This window comes from Paracoccus fontiphilus (assembly GCF_017356265.1).
GTDB classification, from domain to species: Bacteria; Pseudomonadota; Alphaproteobacteria; order Rhodobacterales; family Rhodobacteraceae; genus Paracoccus; species Paracoccus fontiphilus.
In genome coordinates this window covers 52,946-67,263 of record NZ_JAFNAW010000007.1, presented here as the reverse complement: position 1 = coordinate 67,263, position 14,318 = coordinate 52,946, and the positions used below count along the sequence as shown (strand labels likewise).

General features: G+C 66.8%; 16 protein-coding genes. 13 read left to right on the top strand and 3 right to left on the bottom strand.

Annotated elements, in window-relative coordinates:
- The first annotated feature begins 8 nt into the window (after window positions 1–8).
- From J0F76_RS04465 to J0F76_RS04410, 12 genes are all read left to right on the top strand, one after another.
- A complete protein-coding gene (locus tag J0F76_RS04465; RefSeq protein WP_207466174.1) occupies window positions 9–983 on the top strand; it encodes a TRAP transporter substrate-binding protein in 975 nt (324 codons plus the stop codon).
- Window position 984: 1 nt separating this feature from the next.
- Window positions 985–1,551 (top strand): TRAP transporter small permease, encoded by a 567-nt coding sequence (locus J0F76_RS04460; protein ID WP_207466171.1) that lies wholly within the window; start codon window positions 985–987, stop codon window positions 1,549–1,551.
- Window positions 1,548–2,807, top strand: coding sequence for a TRAP transporter large permease (locus J0F76_RS04455; protein ID WP_207466169.1), 1,260 nt, complete (start codon window positions 1,548–1,550; stop codon window positions 2,805–2,807). The genes J0F76_RS04460 and J0F76_RS04455 overlap by 4 nt, the downstream gene beginning before the upstream one ends.
- A 7-nt stretch (window positions 2,808–2,814) precedes the next feature.
- A complete protein-coding gene (locus J0F76_RS04450; protein ID WP_207466167.1) occupies window positions 2,815–3,702 on the top strand; it encodes an NAD(P)-dependent oxidoreductase in 888 nt (295 codons plus the stop codon).
- A 61-nt stretch (window positions 3,703–3,763) separates the two neighbouring features.
- Complete coding sequence (locus J0F76_RS04445) at window positions 3,764–4,738, top strand: LysR substrate-binding domain-containing protein (RefSeq protein ID WP_207466164.1); 975 nt, start codon at window positions 3,764–3,766, stop codon at window positions 4,736–4,738.
- Between the two features lie 101 nt (window positions 4,739–4,839).
- Window positions 4,840–5,775 (top strand): manganese catalase family protein, encoded by a 936-nt coding sequence (locus J0F76_RS04440; protein ID WP_207466162.1) that lies wholly within the window; start codon window positions 4,840–4,842, stop codon window positions 5,773–5,775.
- A gap of 52 nt (window positions 5,776–5,827) precedes the next feature.
- Window positions 5,828–6,445, top strand: a complete 618-nt coding sequence (locus tag J0F76_RS04435) for an SRPBCC family protein (RefSeq protein ID WP_207466160.1) — start codon at window positions 5,828–5,830, stop codon at window positions 6,443–6,445.
- Window positions 6,445–7,632 carry a zinc-dependent alcohol dehydrogenase gene (locus J0F76_RS04430; RefSeq protein ID WP_207466158.1) on the top strand — a complete coding sequence of 396 codons (1,188 nt, stop codon included), beginning with the start codon at window positions 6,445–6,447 and terminating at the stop codon, window positions 7,630–7,632. Before J0F76_RS04435 ends, J0F76_RS04430 begins: the two co-directional genes overlap by 1 nt.
- Before the next feature lie 4 nt (window positions 7,633–7,636).
- Window positions 7,637–7,840, top strand: a complete 204-nt coding sequence (locus J0F76_RS04425) for a hypothetical protein (RefSeq protein WP_207466156.1) — start codon at window positions 7,637–7,639, stop codon at window positions 7,838–7,840.
- On the top strand, window positions 7,837–8,004 hold the full coding sequence (locus tag J0F76_RS04420) for a hypothetical protein (RefSeq protein WP_207466154.1): 168 nt from the start codon (window positions 7,837–7,839) through the stop codon (window positions 8,002–8,004). The genes J0F76_RS04425 and J0F76_RS04420 overlap by 4 nt, the downstream gene beginning before the upstream one ends.
- Window positions 8,005–8,073: 69 nt before the next feature.
- The gene (locus J0F76_RS04415) at window positions 8,074–8,589 is read left to right on the top strand and encodes a hypothetical protein (protein ID WP_207466152.1); all 516 of its coding nucleotides are present in this window, start codon (window positions 8,074–8,076) and stop codon (window positions 8,587–8,589) included.
- An 8-nt stretch (window positions 8,590–8,597) separates the two neighbouring features.
- Window positions 8,598–9,044 carry a DUF421 domain-containing protein gene (locus J0F76_RS04410; RefSeq protein WP_207466149.1) on the top strand — a complete coding sequence of 149 codons (447 nt, stop codon included), beginning with the start codon at window positions 8,598–8,600 and terminating at the stop codon, window positions 9,042–9,044.
- 38 nt (window positions 9,045–9,082) lie between these two features.
- Here J0F76_RS04410 and J0F76_RS04405 read toward each other — a convergent pair whose 3' ends face one another.
- Complete coding sequence (locus J0F76_RS04405) at window positions 9,083–9,835, bottom strand: SDR family NAD(P)-dependent oxidoreductase (protein ID WP_207466147.1); 753 nt, start codon at window positions 9,833–9,835, stop codon at window positions 9,083–9,085.
- Window positions 9,836–9,997: 162 nt separating this feature from the next.
- Between J0F76_RS04405 and ku (J0F76_RS04400) the strand changes: the two genes are divergently transcribed.
- On the top strand, window positions 9,998–10,804 hold the full coding sequence (ku, locus tag J0F76_RS04400; protein ID WP_207466145.1) for a non-homologous end joining protein Ku: 807 nt from the start codon (window positions 9,998–10,000) through the stop codon (window positions 10,802–10,804).
- Here ku (J0F76_RS04400) and ligD read toward each other — a convergent pair whose 3' ends face one another.
- On the bottom strand, window positions 10,805–13,306 hold the full coding sequence (gene ligD / locus J0F76_RS04395) for a DNA ligase D (RefSeq protein WP_207466143.1): 2,502 nt from the start codon (window positions 13,304–13,306) through the stop codon (window positions 10,805–10,807).
- Between the two features lie 3 nt (window positions 13,307–13,309).
- A complete protein-coding gene (gene ku / locus J0F76_RS04390; protein ID WP_207466141.1) occupies window positions 13,310–14,185 on the bottom strand; it encodes a non-homologous end joining protein Ku in 876 nt (291 codons plus the stop codon).
- Window positions 14,186–14,318: the final 133 nt, after the last annotated feature.

Below are 14,318 nucleotides of genomic sequence, written 5' to 3'. Positions count from 1 at the left end.
GGGGCCACATGAAACTTCGTCATTTCCTTGCCGCCACGGCGATCGCGCTTTGCGCGGGACCGGTCGCGGCCCAGAACTTCCAGTTGTCGCACAACGCGGCGGCGGGCAATCCCAAGGACGTCGCATCCGAGAAATTCGCGGAACTGGTCAAGGAAAAGTCCGGCGGCCGGCTGAACGTGGACGTGGGCGGCGCGGCCCAGTTCGGCGACGACGCCGAAACCATCACCAACATGCGCCTTGGCACCATCGCGTTTTCCGCCAACTCTCAGGGCGCGACCTCGGCCGTGGTGCCGGAAATGGCGCTGCTGGGCCTGCCCTTCCTGTTCCAGAACCTGGACCAGGCCGAGGCCGTGATGGACGGCCCCGTCGGCGACAAGATCGAGGCCGCCGCCGAGGCGCAGGGCCTGGTCGTGCTGTCCTGGTGGAACAACGGCATCCGCGAGGTGTCGAACTCCAAAGGGCCGATCACCACGCCCGCTGATCTGGCCGGCATGAAGATCCGCACGCCGCCCGATCCCATGACCATCGACATCTTCACCGCGCTTGGCGCCTCGCCCACGCCGATGGCATTCTCGGAACTGTATATCGCGTTGCAGCAGGGCGTGGTGGACGGCCAGGAAAACCCGCTGATCAACATCCACTCGTCCAAGCTGCACGAGGTCCAGCCCTTCATCTCGATGACCGCCCACAAGTACGAGGCGACCCCGCTTCTGGCATCGAAGATGATCATGGACACGCTCTCGCCCGAGGACCAGCAGATCATCCGCGACGCCGCCGCCGAGGCAGGCACGCTGAACCGCCAGATGGTGCGCGAGCAGACCGAGTCGCTGAAGGGCGAAATGGAAAAGGCCGGCGTCACCTTCAACGACGTCGATCCCGCACCGTTCATCGAGGCCACGCAGCCTGTCTATGAAAAGTGGCGGGGCCAGTTCCCCGAACTGGTGGACGAGATCGTCGCGGCCGCGCAGGCGGCGGGCCGGTAACATGCAGACGGTGGGCGTTCCCCTGGGCAACGGCAAGGCGGACCCCACCGTCTTGCGCGCAGCCAATGCGGTCGGGCTTGTGCTCGACCGCATCGCCGTCGCGATCGCCACCACGGCGGTCGTGATCATCTTCCTGGCGCTGATGGCCGAGGTCGTCGTGCGCTATTTCACCAGCGCCGGGCTTGGCTGGCCGAACGAGGTGCCGAACGTGCTGTTCCCCTGGCTGATCATGGGCGGCATCGTGATCGGCGCGCATCGCGGCGCCCATATCGCGGCGGAATTCATCCGCGGGCACCTGTCGAAATCGCAACTGCGCCTGCTGATGGTGGCGATCCACCTGCTGGTCGCGGTTGTCTTCGCGTCGCTGGCCTGGCTGTCGCTGGGGGTGATTTCCATCACCAAGACGCAGGTCTTCCCGATCACCGGGCTGGGGCAGGCATGGGCCTATACCTCGATGCTGTTCGGCTTTGGCGGCATCGCCATCGCCTCGCTGGTGAACGCGGTGCGGGTGGCCTATGCCGCCGACCCCGGCGCCCTCGACCACACTGACATGGAGCACATGACATGACCTTCGTCATGACCGCCCTTTTCGCCGTCTTCCTGGTGCTGTCAGTGCCGGTCGGATACGCGCTGATCATCGCGTCGGGCACCGCGATCCTGTGGCAGGGCGGCACGCCCACGGTCCTGGCCGTGGTCAAGCTGTTCCAGCCCACGCAAAGCTTTCCCCTGCTGGCGATCCCCTTCTTCATCCTGTCGGGCTCGCTGATGATGTCGGGCACGCTGGGCCAGAAGCTGGTGGCCTTTGCCGCCAACCTTGTCGGCCGCTATCACGGCGGCATGGGCCAGGTGACGGTTGTGGGCTCGACCATCTTCGGCGGCGTCTCGGGTTCCGCCGTGGCCGAGGCATCGGCCCTAGGGTCGATGCTGATCCCCTGGCAGAAGCGCGAGGGCTATCCGGCGGGCTTCGCCGCCGCCGTCACGGCCTCGTCCTCGACCATCGCCGGGCTGATCCCGCCCTCGATCCCGCTGATCCTCTATTCGACGGTGTCGAACGCCTCCATCGCGTCGCTGTTCTCGGCGGCGATCCTGCCGGGGCTGATGCTGGCCTTCGGCTTCATGCTGGTCTGCTACTTCTCGGGGCGGCTGCGGGGCTTTCCGCGCCTGACCGACCGGTCGCAGATGATGGGCTTCGGCAAGTCGCTGGTCTCGGCGGCCCCTGCCCTGGCGATGCCCTTCTTCATCATCGTGCTGCTGCGCGCGGGCATCGCCACGCCGACCGAGGTGAGCGTCATCGCCGTCTTCTACGCCCTGGTGGTCAGCGCGGTCCTGTATCGCGACCTGACGCTGGCGCGGATCAAGGACGCGCTGGTGGGCACGGTCATCACCACGGGCGTCGTGATGCTGGTCATCACCGCGTCAAGCCTGGTGGGCCATGTCCTGATCACGGAACGCATCCCGGCCCTTGTCGCCGCCTGGGCGCAGGAAACGCTGGGCACCGCCGTGCTGATCATCCTGATGATGAACATCATCATGCTGATCGTCGGTATGTTCCTGGACCTGCCGGCCGCGATCCTGCTGTTGGGTCCGACCTTCGTGGCCATCGGCGCGGCCATCGGCATGGACCCGATCCAGATGGGCGTGATGATCTGCATCAACCTGTCCATCGGCCTGTTCACGCCGCCCATCGGCACCACGCTGTTCATCGGCGCGGCCATTGCCCGGGTGCCGATCGGCGCCGTGGTGAAGGAGCTGTGGCCCTTCTACCTGGTGGCCTTCGTGGTGCTGATCCTGATGTCCTATGTCCCTGCCTTCACCATCTACTGAGGCCCCGATGACCGATACCAAGACAATCGCCTTCGTGGGCCTGGGCTCGATGGGCCTGCCCATGGCGGGGAACCTCGTGAAGGCGGGGCACCGGGTGCGCGGCTTCGACATGCGCGACGCCGCCATGGACACGCTGGCCGCGCAGGGCGGCACCCGCCCCGCCGATCTGGCCGGGGCTTGCGAGGGCGCCGACCTGCTGGTGCTGATGGTGGTCAATGCCGATCAGGCGCGGTCGGTGCTGTTCGACGCGGGGGCGCTGGCGGCCCTGCCCCAAGGCGCGCGGGTCTGCCTGATGGCGACCTGCCCGCCGGATGATGTCACGCGTCTGGCTGCCGACGTGGCGGCGCAGGGGCGCGAGTTGATCGACTGCCCCGTCTCCGGCGGGGTGGTCGGTGCGCAGGGCGGCACGCTGACCATCATGGCCGCCGCCCCCCAGGCCAGCTTCGACGCCGTGGCGCCGGTGCTGCGCATCATGGGCGACAAGCTGTACCACGTGGGCCAGACCCCCGGCCAGGGCGCGACGGTCAAGGCCATCAACCAGCTTCTCTGCGGCGTCCATCTGGCCGCCGCGGGCGAGGCGCTGGCCCTTGGCCGCAAGGCCGGGGTCGATGGCGCGACCCTGCTGGAGATCGTGTCGGGGTCAGCCGCGTCAAGCTGGATGCTGAAGGATCGCGGCCCGCGCATGTTGCAGGACAGCCCGCCCGTGACAAGCGCGGTGGACATCTTCGTCAAGGACCTGGGTATCGCCCTTGCCGCCGGTCGTGCCTCCGGCATGGCCCTGCCCCTGGCTGCCGCCGCGCACCAGATGTTCCTGGCCGAAAGCGGGTGGGGCAACGGCCTGGCCGACGACAGCCAGGTCATCGCCGCCTATCGCCGCCTGAACGGCATCGCGTGAAACAGGCGGGGGCGTCTTGACGGGCGCCCCCGCAATCGGTCCTGTGGCGTCGGAGGACCCGATGCCGCTGAACCCCAACCTGAACTCGCTGGCCTATTTCGAGGCCGTGGCCCGCACCGGGCGCGTCACCGACGCCGCCGCCGAGCTTGGCGTGTCCACCGCCGCCGTCAGCCAGCAGTTGAAGCAGCTTGAGGAGCAATGGGGCGTCAAGCTGTTCCGCCGCCAGGACCGTCGCCTGTCCCTGACGTTGGACGGCGAGATGCTGTTCCAGACAACCACCGCCGCCTTTCGCATGATCCGGGGCGCCAGGTCCGCCGTCCTGCGCCAAAGCGACAGCCGCCAGTTGTCGATGCGCTGCAGCCCCAGCTTTGCCGTGCGCTGGCTGACGCCCCGACTCAAGGATTTCCTGGATCTCAACCCGGAATGGGGCGTGCGGGTCGATGCCTCGCCCGACTTCTCGGATTTCGAGACCGAGGCGATGGATCTGGACCTGCGCTATGGATCGGGCAACTGGCCGGGGCTGCATTCCGAATGCGTCATCAACGACTATGTCATCCCGCTCTGCAGCCCGGATTACCGCGACCGGATGCGGGATGTCTCGGATGACCCCGCGCGGCAGCTTGCGGCGTCGCGGCTGATCCATTCCGTGAAGGCGCTTTACCAATGGGACTTGTGGCTGGCCGTCCAGGGCATCGACATGCCGGTCGAGCAGGCGCCCTTGCGGTTCGACCGATCCTCGATGGCGATCCAGCTTGCGCGGGACGGGGCGGGCGTGGTGCTGGATTCGGTGACGCTGGCCCATGACGAATTGCAGCGCGGAACGCTGGTGCCCCTGTCGTCCAGCTTTCCCGCGGTCGAGTTCCCGGCCTATTGGATCGTCTGCCCCACGCGGCACATGAACCGCCGCATCGTGCGGCTGTTCATCGACTGGCTTCGCGACCGCGGCGCCCTTTTCCAGGCCGCGTCGCGGCGATCCGTCGAGGACGCGGGCTGCGCCATCCGTCCCGCCACCCCGGGGGAACCGGGCCTGCTGTGACAGGCGGTATCTGGCGCGATTAACCTTTGTTCAGGTCCTCCGGGGGAACGGAAAGAGACAGCACGGGTTTCTGTCTCGCATCCCACACCCGGAGAACAGCCATGTTCCTGCGCGTCGATAAGCTGCAAGTCGAATTGCCTGCCCCCAAGCGACAAGACCCGAACGCCGCCGCCGCCCTGCAGGAACTGCTTGGCGGCAAGTATGGCGAGATGTCGACGCTGGGGAACTACATGTTCCAAAGCTTCAACTTCCGCAGCAAATCCAAGCTGCGCCCCTTCTACAGCCTGGTCGCCGCCATCACGGCCGAGGAACTGGGCCATGTGGAACTGGTCTCGAACGGGGTGGCGATGCTGGCCAACGGCCCCGACAAGCCCGGCGGTGACGAGGGCGACGGCGGCGACATCTCAAAAGCGCCGTTCGAGGAGATGAAGGACATCCGGTCCGCCGCCTCGTTCTTCAGCCATGCGGGGGGCGCGGTTCCGGTCAACTCGAACTCGATGTCCTGGAACGCGGACATGGTCACGACGACCGGCAACGTGATCGTGGACCTTCTGCACAATTTCCACCTGGAATGCGGCGCGCGGCTGCACAAGCTGCGGGTCTATGAATCGCTGACCGACGCCAACATTACCGGGCGCGAGGTCTGCGGCTATCTGCTGGTGCGCGGATCGGTCCATGCCCATGCCTATGCCCTGGCGCTGAAGAAGCTGACGGGTGTGGATCTGGACAAGTTCCTGCCCACGCCGAACATCCCCTTGGGCAACATTCCGGAATGCCAGAAGTATCTGGCCGAAGGCTCGCACCGCCGGCTTTATACCTTCAGCCCCTCGGACTACGAGGAGATGCGCGGCATCTGGGGCGGCGGCGGGGAAACCGCCCTGCCCGACGATCCGCCGGGCGAGCTGGAGGTGGTGGACGGCCTGCCCGAGGGCGGCAAGATCCATGACCTGACGGGCGTCCCCTCGGCCTTCACCCCGGACTACGCGCCCGAGGAGATGTTCGAGATCGCCAGCAAGCTTTACCAGAAATCACGCTGACAAAGGACGGCGGCCGTCCTCCGGCGGCCGCCCTGTTTCACGGAGTTTTCCGATGCACCGTCGCCAGACCGACCTGCCCCTTGCCGCCGCCGTGCTTGCCCTGACCGTGGGCGCGGGCCTTGCCGCAAGCGCGATCCTGAAGACCGGCCCCAAGCGCCCGCCGGACAGCGCGCCGGGCCGCACCGCGCGCCGTTCCGGCTTCGGCGGCTACCAGGTCGCGGGCCGCACCGTCACCATCGCCGCGCCGCGCAGCCGCATCTACGAGATGTGGCGCAAGCCGGACCATCTGACCGACTTCATGGAGGGCCTTGCCGCCGTTCAGGTCAGCGGCGAGGACGTGACCTGGGTCATCGACACGCCCGACGGGCATCTGGCCGTGGAAACCCGTCTGGTCGAGGACCGCGAGAACGAGGCCCTGGCCTGGCGGTCCGTCGAAGGCGCCGAGATCGACATCGAGGCCAAGGTCCAGTTGCGCGACGCGCCCGTCGGACGGGGTACCGAGGTCGAGGCGCATATCGCCTGGCGCCCGCGGGCGGGCATCGTCGGGCAATGGGCGGCCAGGCTGAGGGGCGCCGACCCCAAGATGCGCGGCAAGCAGGAACTGAAGCGCCTGAAGATGCTTCTCGAAACCGGCGAGATCGCCACCTCGTCCAACAGAAAGGCAGACTGATGCGCGCACTCACCTGGCACGGCAAGCACGACGTCCGCGTGGACACCGTTCCCGATCCCCAGATCGTCAACCCGCGCGACGCCATCATCGAGATCACGGCGACCGCCATCTGCGGATCGGATCTGCATCTTTACGACGCGGTGATCCCCGGCCTGATGCCGGGCGACATCCTGGGCCATGAATTCATGGGTCGCGTGGTGGAAACCGGCCCGAAATCGACGCTGAAGAAGGGCGACCGCGTGGTGGTGCCCTTCACCATTTCCTGCGGGGCGTGCTTCTTCTGCCAGCAGCAGCAGTTCTCGGCCTGCGACAACTCGAATCCGGTGGAAAAGCAGGAAGCGTCCGAACTGCTGTATGGCCATGCCATGAGCGGGCTCTTCGGATACTCGCACATGACCGGCGGCTATCCCGGCGGGCAGGCGGAATACGTGCGCGTGCCGTTTTCCGATGTCGGCCCGATCGTGATCCCCGAAGGGCCGTCCGACGAAGAGGTACTGTTCCTGTCCGACATCCTGCCGACCGGCTGGATGGCCGCGGAAAACGCCGACATCCAGCCCGGGGACAACGTGGCCGTCTGGGGCTGCGGCCCCGTGGGGCTGTTCGCGATCCAGTCAGCGCTGCTGATGGGCGCGGGACAGGTCATCGCCATCGACCATTACCCCCATCGTCTGGATCTGGCCCGCAAGCTGGGCGCCAAGGTCATCGACTTCAAGCAGACCCATGTGCTGGAAGCCCTGATGGAGATGAGCGGCGGCATCGGCCCCGACGCGGTCATCGACGCCGTGGGCATGGAAAGCCACGGCTTTTCGCCGGATGCGCTGATGGACGCGCTGAAGCAGAAGGTCGGCATCGGCGCCGACAATGTCCATGCCCTGCGCATGGCGCTGATGGCGGTGCGCAAGGGTGGGCGGGTGTCGATCCCCGGCGTCTATGGCGGTCTGGCCGACAAGTTCCCGATCGGCGCGCTGATGGAAAAGGGCCTGCAGATCCGTACCGGCCAGACCCATGTGCAGCGCTACAGCAAGGAATTGCTGCACCGCATCCTGGAGGGCGAGATCGACACGACCTTCCTGATCTCGCATCGCCTGTCGCTGGAGGACGCGCCGACCGGCTACAGGAACTTCCACGGCAAGCAGGACGAATGGACCAAGGTGGTCCTGAAGCCCGGCATGGCACAAGGGAGCTAGGATCATGCCCGGCACGACCGAAGACGGCGAGAAGACGACCGAGGCCGGTCCCATCGACCGGTCCGCCGGGGCGGCGGGCGAACCGTCGGACACCGATTACGTCCGCGCCACGGCGCCCGTGCGCAGCAGGCTGGCCTGGCAGGTGCTGGTCTGGCCCGTGGCGATGATCCTGCTGGTGATCCTGGGCGCGATCTGGGCGCTGTCATGACGAACCGCGAGCCCAAGCCCGGCCCCCGGCGCCTTGGCCGCGCGGGCATCGCGGCGGTGGCGATCATCGTCGCCATCGTCCTGGTGATGTTCCTGGGCCGCAATCTTTGGCACGCCACCGAGGTTCACGACGATCCGCCGGAAACGGAACAAGGCCGGCCGTGAACCCGGCATGGAACCGCAAGCCGTCCTGCTTGCTTTTGCTTGAGAAGCAAGAGCTTGCGGAGACCGGCCATGGGCCAGGGGACAAGACTTACCATTCCGGAGATACGCCCCGACGGGCTGCAGCTTGACGAGCCGCGCGACAGGCAGCGTCGCTATTGGCGGCTGCAGCGGATCGCCTGGTGGTGCTTTGGCGGCATCATGCTGCTGGCGATCCTGGGCATGACGGGCAGCGGCGGCGTCTTCCAGAAGCAGACGATCCGGTTCGCCCATGCCACGGCCGAGGTGCCGCGGGTGTCCCGGTGGGAAGGCTCGGACGACGTGGCGATCATCTTCGACAATCCCGCCGACAGCCACGAGGTGCAAATCTCGCAGCCCTTCTTCGACCGCTTCTCGATCGAGCGCATCCAGCCCGAACCCGACCACAGCCGCCTGACCGAAGGCGCGCAGACGATGACCTTTCCCGCCCGGGGCCCTGCCCCGCACGAGGTCACGATCAACCTGCGCGCCATGCATTTCGGCTGGACCAGCTTCGAGATGAGCATCGAAGGCGAAACCCGCCGGATCAACCTTGTCGTTCTTCCCTGAGGGCCATCATGGATTCAGTCATCCGCGGCATCGCAATCTACGTCGTCCTGCTGATCGCGACCCGGCTGTCGGGCCGCCGCACCCTGGCGCAGATGACGCCTTTCGACTTCGTCCTGCTGCTGATCATCGCCGAGACGACGCAGCAGGCGCTGCTGGGCGACGATTTCTCCATCACCAACGCGGCGATCCTGATCATCACGCTGTTTGCGACCGATGTGCTGCTGGCCTTCGTCAAGTCGCGCTCGGACAGGGCGGCGTCGATTCTGGACGGCAACCCCACCGTGCTCATCAGCAACGGGAAGATCGACGAGGAGGCGATGGACCGCGCCCGGGTCGGCGTGGGCGACCTGCTGGAAGCCGCGCGGGCGCAGCACGGCCTCAGGACGCTGGGCGACATCGACGCGGCGGTGCTGGAAGTCAGCGGCGGCATCAGCATCATCCCGAAGGAAGGCTAGGCGCGGACCCGCGCCATTGCCGGTGCCGTGGACTGGCCTCACTCGTCCTCGGGCTTGGACATCCTTGTGCTCAGCTTGGCAACCATCTCGGCCGGAAGAATTTCGGCGGCGGCGGCCTGGGCCTTGTTCTTCAGGCCATGCGTCACCTGCGCCCGTCCGTCCATCATCGCCTGGTAGCCGGTCTTCGCGACGTCGGCGGGATCGTCCTTCCTGGCCTGGCCCACAGGCGTGTCCAGCATGTCCGCGCGTTCGAAGAACCGGGTCTCCGTGGCGCCGGGCATCAGGCAGGTGACGGTCACGCCCGTGTCCTTCAGCTCCTCGGCCAAGGCGATGGAGAAGCTGTTGAGAAACGCCTTGGACCCGCTGTAGACTGCCTGATAGGCGCCCGGCATGTAGCCCACGATGGACCCGGTGATCAGGATGCGCCCCTTTCCCCGCGCGACCATGCGCCTGCCCAGCGGATGGGCCAGGCGCAGCACCCCCAGGATGTTCGTCATCACGATATTCTCGACCCTGCCGAGGTCCTGGTCCAGGAAGCCGTGGCCAAGCCCCGTGCCCGCGTTCAGGAACAGGTAGTCCACATCCTGCCCGCCCAGGGCCGCGACCACCGCCTGCGCCCCGTTTCGTGTCGCCAGGTCGGCCTCGACCGGGCGGGCGCCCAATTCGGCCGCGGCGGTGTGGATGGCGGGCTCATTGGCGACGATGATGGTGTCGTGACCGTCGGCGACGCACAGGCGGGCCAGTTCGTACCCGATCCCCGTCGACGCGCCGGTAACAAGCGCAACGCTCATGGCGGCTTCCTTCGTGTTGATGACCTGCCTCAACAGCGTGGCTGCCCGGCAGTTCCTTTGCCCCTGCCCCGGTTGACATTTGTCATGCCGGGCCGGGCGTGTGGCGCTGCGGAACAAAGCCCGGCTGCCGCCGTTGCCTTTCATCCGGTGAAGGAATCCGCCATGGCCCCGCGCACGTTCTGGAAAGGCTATCTGAAGCTGTCCCTGGTGACCTGCCCCGTCACCCTGATGCCGGCCACGACCGAGGGCGAGAAGGTCCGCTTCCACACGCTGAACGCCAGGACCGGCAACCGCGTGGTCAGCCAGTATGTCGATGCCGAGACCGGACGCCCCGTCCGCGAGGAGGACGAGGTCAAGGGCTACGAGCGCGGCGAGAACGACTATGTCATGCTGGAGGACGAGGAGATCGAGGCGGTCGCCCTTGAAAGCACGCGCACCATCGACATCGACATGTTCGTGCCCGCAAATTCGATCGCCTGGGTGTGGTATGACAGGCCGCACTTCCTGATGCCGGCCGACGAGGTGGGCCAGGAGGCCTTTGCCGTGATCCGCGACGCGATGGAGGTCACGGGCACCGTCGGCATCTCGCGCGTGGTGATGTATCGCCGCGAACGCGCGGTGATGCTGAAGCCGCGCGACAAGGGCATCGTCCTGTGGACCCTGCGCTATGGCGACGAGGTGCGCGACGACGCCGACTACTTCGACGCGCTTGGGACCGAAAAGCCCGAGGCGAAGCTGATGACGCTGGTCCGCAAGCTGATCGACGAAAGCACGACGCCCTGGGATGCGGGAATGGTGGACGATCCGGTGCAGGCGCGGCTGAAGGACATCATCGCCGCCAAGAAGAAGGGCAAGAAGCGCGCGGCCCGCCCCAAGCCACGCGCGGCCGCGCCGGAAGACAATGTCATCGACATCATGACCGCGCTGAAGAAAAGCATCCAGGCCGAGGGACGCCGCAGCAGCCGCTGATCAGCGCCTGCGCGGCGGCTTGACCTCCAGCGGCCGGGCGGCGGCGTGGAAATCCTCCCACGGGTCCCGGTCCAGGGCGGCAAGCCGGCCGGGCGTGTTCAGGACCGTGAAGTAAGCAGGACCGATCTGGTCCAGTTCCTCCCATGCGACGGGCATGGAGACAGCGGCGCCGGGGCGGGCACGGGTCGAATAGGCAGCCACCGCCGTCATGCCGCGCTGGTTGCGCAGATAGTCGATCAGGATGCGGCCCTTGCGCCTGGACTTGGTGATGGTCGCGACATAGGCCTCGGGGTCGTCCGCCGCCATGGCGCCGGCCAGGGCCTTGGTGAAGGCCTTCACGGCAGGCCAGTCGGCCTTGGGCTTCAAGGGCGCCACCACATGCAGGCCCTTTCCGCCCGACGTCTTGACGAAAGCCTCCAGCCCCGCATCGGCCAGCCGCTGCCGGACCTCGTGGGCGCCGGCGACCACGGCCTCCCAGGCGACGCCCTCTCCGGGGTCCAGGTCCATGGTGATCGTGTCGGGGTGGTCCCAATCGGCCACGGTGGACCCCCAGGGATGGATCTCCAGCGCGGCCGACTGGACCAGGGCCATCAGCCCGTCCAGGTCGTTGATGGCGACCATGGCCTCCTCGGCCTTTTTCCCGGGGTCTTTCACCTGAGAGATATGCTTGCTGATGCCGTTCCAGGCGTGCTTCTGGAAGAACTTCTGACCGTTGATCCCGCCGGGGCAGCGCAGCAAGGCAAGCGGCCGCCCGACGATGAAGGGGGCGATTTTCGGCCAGACCTCGGCGTAGTAATCGGCCAGTCCCTCCTTGGTGATGCCTTCGTCCGGCCAGTAGATGCGGTCGGGATGGGTCAGCGTGACGCGGCGCTTTTGCGGCTTCGGTTCGCCGACCTTGGACGGCCCGCTTTCGCGCACCACCTCGGCCGCCGCCTTGTCTTCGCGCAGGCCCCGGAAGGACGCGTGGCGCAGAAGGCCGTCTGCGGTCCAGGCGCGGAACTCCACCTCGGCCACCAGGTCCGGGCGCACGAAGCGGACCCCGCGCGCCTCGTCGGCGGTCAGCTTGCCCGCGAAGGGGCTTTTTTCGATGCGCATCCCTTCCAGCCTGGCGCGCAGCTCTCCGGCGATCTTCTGGGAGAAGCCGGTGCCGACGCGGCCGACATGGACCAGCGCGCCACCCTCGAACACGCCCAAAACCAACGAGCCGATCAGCTTGTCGGATGTCGTGGACGGCACATAGCCCGCCACCACGAATTCCTGCCGGTCCGAGCATTTCGACTTGATCCAGCCCTTGCCCCGCCCCGAACGATAAGGGGCGTCGGCCTCTTTCGAGATGATGCCTTCCAGGCTGAGCCGGCAGGCATGGCGCAGCACCATGGACCCGCTTTCGCCGAAATGGCTGCTGAACCTGACCCGGCCCGGTTCCGTGCCCACCAACTCCTCCAGCACTCCCTTGCGTTCGATCAGGGGCGCCTCGCGCAGGTCGTAGCCGTTCAGATACATCAGGTCGAAGACATAGAAGACGAAGCGGTCCTTTCGGCCTTCGGACAGGTCGGCCTGCAGGGCCGAGAAGTCAGACGATCCCGCCCCGGATTCGACCACCAGTTCGCCATCCATGATGGCGCTTTCCGCAGGCAGGGCGCGCAAGGCGTCCGTCACCTCGGCCCCGAAGCGGTCGGTCCAGTCCAGCCCGCTGCGGGTCAGCAGCCGCACCGTTTGCCCGTCCAGCCGGGCCTGCAGGCGATAGCCGTCGAACTTGACCTCGTGCAGCCACTTCGACCCGGTGGGCGGCGCAGGCTTCAGCGTGGCAAGGGCCGGTTCGATGAAATCCGGCATGGGCGCCTTCTTTGCGCGCGGCGCCGGGGCCTTTTCGTCGGCCTTGCGTGTCCGCCCAGGTTTGGGCTTGGCGGGCTTCGGCTTTTCCTCGGCGCCCTCGGCAACCTCCTCGACGGTGCGGCCAGTCTTCACGGATTCGGGACGTTCGGACAGGATGTCGGCGGCGTCGCCGGGGCGCGCCGCCTCGTCCTCGGACTTGATCAGCAGCCAGTTCTCGCGCTTTTCGCCGCGCCTGCCGCGCATCCTGACCAGGTGCCAGCGGCCGCCCAGCTTTTCGCCCTTCAGTTCGAACTCCAGCTTGCCCTTGGCATAGTCGCCGTCGATGGGCACCCAGTCGCCCCGGTCCCAGACGATCACCGCGCCCGCGCCATAGTTGCCCTTGGGGATGGTGCCCTCGAAGCCGCCATAATCCAGCGGATGATCCTCGACATGGACGGCCAGGCGCTTTTCGCCCGCCACAAGGCTTGGCCCCTTCGTGACGGCCCAGCTTTTCAGCACGCCATCCATTTCCAGCCGCAGGTCGTAATGGAGCCGGGTCGCGGCGTGCTTCTGGATCACGAAGGACCGGCCCGCCTTCGCGGCCTTGCGCCCGCGCGGTTCCCGCGTCTGCGTGAAGTCGCGCTTTTCGTTGTAGGTATCAAGGCCCGCGCCGGACGTTCCTGCCATGGCCTAGCCGGCCTTCTTGCTGGCAGGCGACCGCGACGGCGCCCGGCGCTTAGTCGTGCTGCCGCTGCGCGACCGGGGCTTGGCCGGGACGCGGCGCACGGGCTTGGCCTGGGCCGCGCTTTCACGCAAGGCTTCCATCAGATCGACCACCTCCTCGCGCGCGGGCTCCTTGCGGGGCTGGATCTTCCGGCCCTCGATCTTGGCCTTGACCAGTTCGGCAAGGGCCGCCTCGTAGCGGTCGTCGAAGTCCTTGGGATCGAACTTGCCGCGCTTGGTCTTGATGATGTGCTGGGCAAGGTCCAGCATCTCGCCCTGGATATGGATGTCGGGCAGGTCCGAGAAGACCTCGGCAGGATCGCGAACCTCGTAGTCGAAGTTCAGCGTGGTCCCGATCAGCCCGTCGTCATGGGCGCGGATCAGCACGGTGCGTACGCGGCGGAACAGCACCGTCTGGGCCAGCGCCGCGACCTTCTTGCCGCGCATCCCGTCCCGGATCAGCGCAAAGGCCTCGGCTGCGCCCTCGTCGGACGGGGCGATATAGTAGGGTTTGTCGAAGTAAAGGTCGTCGATGTCATCGCAGCCGATAAAGGCGGTGACGGACAGCGTCTTGTCGCTGTCGGGCACGGCCGAGGCGACCTCCTCGGGGTCAAGGACGACATAGTCGTCGGGCCCGATTTCGTAACCCTTGACCTGATCGTCGCGTTCGACGGTCTTGCCGGTGTCGCTGTCCACGAAGACGCGGTGGACGCGGTTGCCGGTCTTGCGGTTCAGCGTGTGAAAGGCGATCCGCTCGGACGTGGAGGCGGCGGTGTAAAGCCCGACTGCGCAACTGACCTCTCCGACCTTCAGGAATCCCTTCCAGCTTGCCCTGGGTGCCATGGCTGCCTCCGCCGCATCTACCCGATTGGAACGGCTGAGGTTTGTGCGGGTTCCAGCGCGACGGAGGCGATTGACATTTGATGCAGGAACGGAATGCCCTAAACATATGTTCGTCCTGCGCACCATGCAGGAG

Coding starts and splice junctions, on each gene's coding strand:
- J0F76_RS04415 (WP_207466152.1), top strand. CDS start 8,074: ATGGGCCAGGGGACAAGACTTACCATTCCGGAGATACGCCCCGACGGG.
- ligD (WP_207466143.1), bottom strand. CDS start 13,306: ATGGCAGGAACGTCCGGCGCGGGCCTTGATACCTACAACGAAAAGCGC.
- J0F76_RS04440 (WP_207466162.1), top strand. CDS start 4,840: ATGTTCCTGCGCGTCGATAAGCTGCAAGTCGAATTGCCTGCCCCCAAG.
- J0F76_RS04450 (WP_207466167.1), top strand. CDS start 2,815: ATGACCGATACCAAGACAATCGCCTTCGTGGGCCTGGGCTCGATGGGC.
- J0F76_RS04410 (WP_207466149.1), top strand. CDS start 8,598: ATGGATTCAGTCATCCGCGGCATCGCAATCTACGTCGTCCTGCTGATC.
- J0F76_RS04405 (WP_207466147.1), bottom strand. CDS start 9,835: ATGAGCGTTGCGCTTGTTACCGGCGCGTCGACGGGGATCGGGTACGAA.
- J0F76_RS04465 (WP_207466174.1), top strand. CDS start 9: ATGAAACTTCGTCATTTCCTTGCCGCCACGGCGATCGCGCTTTGCGCG.
- J0F76_RS04430 (WP_207466158.1), top strand. CDS start 6,445: ATGCGCGCACTCACCTGGCACGGCAAGCACGACGTCCGCGTGGACACC.
- J0F76_RS04420 (WP_207466154.1), top strand. CDS start 7,837: ATGACGAACCGCGAGCCCAAGCCCGGCCCCCGGCGCCTTGGCCGCGCG.
- ku (WP_207466145.1), top strand. CDS start 9,998: ATGGCCCCGCGCACGTTCTGGAAAGGCTATCTGAAGCTGTCCCTGGTG.
- J0F76_RS04455 (WP_207466169.1), top strand. CDS start 1,548: ATGACCTTCGTCATGACCGCCCTTTTCGCCGTCTTCCTGGTGCTGTCA.
- ku (WP_207466141.1), bottom strand. CDS start 14,185: ATGGCACCCAGGGCAAGCTGGAAGGGATTCCTGAAGGTCGGAGAGGTC.
- J0F76_RS04435 (WP_207466160.1), top strand. CDS start 5,828: ATGCACCGTCGCCAGACCGACCTGCCCCTTGCCGCCGCCGTGCTTGCC.
- J0F76_RS04425 (WP_207466156.1), top strand. CDS start 7,637: ATGCCCGGCACGACCGAAGACGGCGAGAAGACGACCGAGGCCGGTCCC.
- J0F76_RS04445 (WP_207466164.1), top strand. CDS start 3,764: ATGCCGCTGAACCCCAACCTGAACTCGCTGGCCTATTTCGAGGCCGTG.
- J0F76_RS04460 (WP_207466171.1), top strand. CDS start 985: ATGCAGACGGTGGGCGTTCCCCTGGGCAACGGCAAGGCGGACCCCACC.